2 protein-coding genes are annotated in these 3,946 nt (G+C 67.2%); both read left to right on the top strand.

The genetic code is table 11. The annotated features are described in order from the left end of the window. On the top strand, positions 1 to 1,035 hold a 1,035-nt coding region (locus tag DFR29_RS28680), incomplete at its 5' end, for a vanadium-dependent haloperoxidase (RefSeq protein WP_133822064.1). Continuing rightward, the coding region (locus DFR29_RS28685) for a hypothetical protein (protein WP_208113772.1) at positions 1,032 to 3,946 on the top strand (2,915 nt) is incomplete at its 3' end. The genes DFR29_RS28680 and DFR29_RS28685, both read left to right, overlap by 4 nt.

A 3,946-nucleotide genomic window follows, 5' to 3' on the forward strand; every position in this document is an offset into this window, starting at 1 on the left:
AAGGCCATGCCGACGCGCGGCGCCCGTGGTCTGGCTCTGGTCCACGTGGCCATGTACGACGCTTACCAACTGGCCCAGGCGCAGTCGCTGGAGCCCCGTCTGGTCGTTTCCATGGCGGCGGCCCAGGTGTTGGCCTATCTGTTCCCGGCCGAGGAGCGCGCCTTCGACCGGATCGCCTTCGCCGTCGCTGCGCGCCTGAGCCAGTCCCCGCGCGACCAGCTGCCGGAGGCCGCAAAACAGGCGCTGGCGCTGGGTCAGACGGTCGGGCGGCGGGTCATCGCTCGCGGTGAAAGCGACGGAGCCCAGCGCGGCTGGAGCGGCGCACGCCTGCAGTGGTTCGGTGAGGGGCGTTACTATGGCCCCGGCAGCTGGGAGCCGACGCCGCCGTATTTCTACTACCCACCGGACGAGCCTTTTGCGCCGTTGTGGAAACCGTGGATTCTGGAGCGCGCCGATCAGTTCCGGCCCAAGCCGCCGGCGTACTGGTCGGCGAAGCTGCTCGCCGACACGCGCGAGGTCGTCGAGATCAACCGCAACCTGACGCCGGACCAGCTGCGCATCGCAAAATTCTGGGTTGACGGCCACGGCAGCGTGACGCCGCCGGGGCACTGGAACCAGATCGCGATCGAAGAAGTGCTGCGGGCCAAGCTCGACGACGCCACCACGACGCGGTTGTTCATGGAACTCAACGTCGCCCTGGCCGACACCTTCATCGCGGTGTGGGACACCAAATACCGGTACTGGACCATGCGGCCGATCACCGCAGCGAAGAAGCTGCTCAACGTCACCTTGCAGCCGCCGATACTGACGCCGCCGTTTCCCTCGTACGTATCGGGCCACGCCGGCTTCAGCGGCGCGGCGGCACGCGTCATCGGCGACTACTTCCCCGATCAAGCGCAGAAGCTCGATGCCATGGCCGAGGAAGCGGCGACCTCGCGCCTCTACGGTGGCATCCATTTCCGCCACGACAACGAGGACGGCCTGGTGCTGGGGCGCAAGGTGGCGGAACTCGTGCTGAGCAGCCGCAAGCCATGATCGCCGGCTCCCTTTTTGCCTCGCGGTGCCCTGGGCTCCTGCTCCGCGGAAGCCCGCAGTTGGGAAATCGTCCGATCGACGGATGCCTATTCATGAATCGTCCCCAAGTACGTCCATTCCCTGCGCGCTGCATAGCCTCGTTGTTTTTGCTGTTGGCGCTTGCGTCGGGAGCAGGGACGGCGGCCGGAACCAAATCCACAGGGTCGGAGTCGGTTGATCCGGAGGATTTCATCTTCGCTTCCTCGTTTGAAGCGCCTCCGCCGTCCCCGTTCGATCTTTCCAGCGCCACGCCGCCCGACGGCAGCGTGCTCGCTGCTGAAGCGATACCGACCATCAGCATCCGTTTCTCAAACGATGGCTTGCCGTCGCCGCAGGTCCGTATGCTCGTCGACGGTGCGGACGTCACCGCCGCGGCCGACATCGTCGGTCGGACGATTCGCTACGTGCCGTCGCAAGCCATGATCGAAGGCGCCCATTCGATCAGCGTGCGCGTCGGCACCGCCGCTGCGAACTGGTCGTTTCGTACGGCTTCGGCACCGCAGATAAGCGAGCTCAACCCGTCCGACGAAGCGTTGCTACCCTCCGGGGTCGCGTCCCGCATCGGCGCGCGGCTCAGCGATGTCGGTTCCGGCGTCGACCCGGCCACGGTGCGGCTGGAGCTGGACGGCCGCGACGTGACGGCCGAGGCGACGGTCGGTGCCGACAGCGTCAGCCTTCAACCGACCCAGCCCCACGCCGACGGCGAACATCGTGTGCGGTTGCTGGTGCAGGATCGCAGCGGCAATTCGGTCAGCGCGAGTTGGCGCTTTACCGTGACGGACCCACCGCAGATTCTGGATCTGGCGCCGGTCGATACGATCCTGCCTTACGCCAGTACCCCGACGATCACCGCGACGTTCCGCGACGCGCGGCAAAACCTCGATTTCTCTTCGGTACGGCTGGTGCTGGACCACGAGGACGTGGTGGAAGGCGTCGAGGTTGTTTCGCAAAGTTCCCGTGAGGGCAGGCTGAGCTTCACCCCGGCCGTGCCGCTGGCGCCCGGCACGCATCACCTGCGTGTGGACGTTCGCAATCTTCTCGGCGAAATCGCTACGGCAGTGGGTGAGTTCAGCATTGCTCATCGGCAGCAACTGTCGATCACCGATCCGTCGGCCGGTACGGTTCTTCTTGTGCCGGAAACCGAGGTGAGGCTCCGCGTCGCCTCCAGCCGCGGGTACGCCGACGAAGTCAGCGTAAACGGTGTGGTCGCGACGGTGCAGATGGTGAAGGAGGAGGAAGTCACCTACGCCGCGCCGCTGCTGCTGGCGCCCGGCGATAACGACATCAACGCCCGGGCGGTGTTCGCCGACGGCGAAATCCTGCAGGCGACCGGCCGTCTGAACTACGACGGTCCGCCGACCGTGACCATCGCGAGTCCATCGGACTGGCAGACCCTGGGGGCGCTGGCCGGCGGCAGCGGACCGGTACCCGGCGGTTCGCGCGATCTGGCGGGCTCGGTGGAACGACCGGTGGCGATCACAGGCCAGGTCAGCAAGCCTGTGGTCAGCGTCAGCATCAACCAGCAGCAGGCGCAGCTCGATGCGGACCGCCGCCGCTTCACCTTCGAACGCTTCCTGCTTCACGAAGGCACGAACCTGATCAGCGCGACAGCAACCGACGCGTCCGGTCGCAGCGGCACGGCCCAGATCACGGTGTATCTGGACCAGACGGCCCCACTGCTGAGCGTGGAGGGCCCCGTCGCGGACGGCGTGACCTCGGCGGCGACCGTTGACGTGCGCGGCGTGGTCAACGACGCGGTCGAAGGCGGCGTCAACGCGCCGGAACCGCAGGTGGTCGTGCGCAACGCTGCCAACCAGCAGAGCGTGACCGCCCTCGTCACCGACCGCTACTACCTGGGACGCGAGTTGCCGCTGGAAATCGGCGCCAACACGATCACGGTGACGGCGTCCGACGCCCAGGGCAACGCCCGCAGCAGGGAGCTGCGCGTCACCCGCATCGCCGCTGGCTCTTCGCGCGTCACGTTGCTCGGCGGCGACCGCCAGACCGGCGCCGTGCTCGCGCCTCTCCCGCAGCCTTTGGTGGTCGCGGCGATCGACGACCAGGGGCTCCCGTTGGCCGGGCATTCAATACATTTTGATGTTTTGCGCGGCGCCGGTTCGATCAGCCGCAGCGCCGGACAGCAGGACCGTCCCGACGGCGTGAACGCAGCGCGCAACCTCCTGGTCGAGACCGGTGCGGACGGTCGCGCCGAAGTCTGGCTCACCCCGGGCAGCGAGGCTTCCCAGTCGGGCAACATGATCAGAGCCTGGAGCACCGAGCTGGCCGAGGACGTGATGTTCACCGCCACCGGCCTGCGCCAGGTGCCGGCGGTGGTGATGGTCAGCGGCGCAGCAGGCAGTCAATACGTGCAGACGCAGAGCCAGCCGGTCGAACCGCTGACCGCCGTGGTGCTGGACGCGCAGCGCAACGCGATGACCGGGACGCCGGTGATCTTCACCATCGAAGACGGCGACGCAGTGTTCAGCGCTGCCTCCGCCGCCAACGGCGTGGTGTCGGCCGATGGCAAGGTCATCACCGTACCGGCCGACAAGAATGGTCTGGCCAGCGTGCGTCCGACCACCGGCAACACGCCCGGCAACGTGCGCGTCCGTGCCCATGTGCAGCTCGACGCCGACACGCCGATCAGCAATGCGGTGTTCAACCTGCTGGTGCTGGAACGCACAAACGGTCCCACCGGATTTTCCGGTGTGGTGCTGGATCACTCGGGCAAGCCGTTGCAGGGCGTGCGTCTGACCATCTCACGCACGCCTCTGAGTACGCTCAGCGGCAGTGATGGCCGCTTCGTCTTCGACGACCAGGTGCCGCCGGGCAAGATCGATCTGGACGTGGACGGCCGCCCCCTGATCGTGCG

It is taken from the genome of Tahibacter aquaticus, from assembly GCF_004363655.1.
GTDB lineage: Bacteria > Pseudomonadota > Gammaproteobacteria > Xanthomonadales > Rhodanobacteraceae > Tahibacter > Tahibacter aquaticus.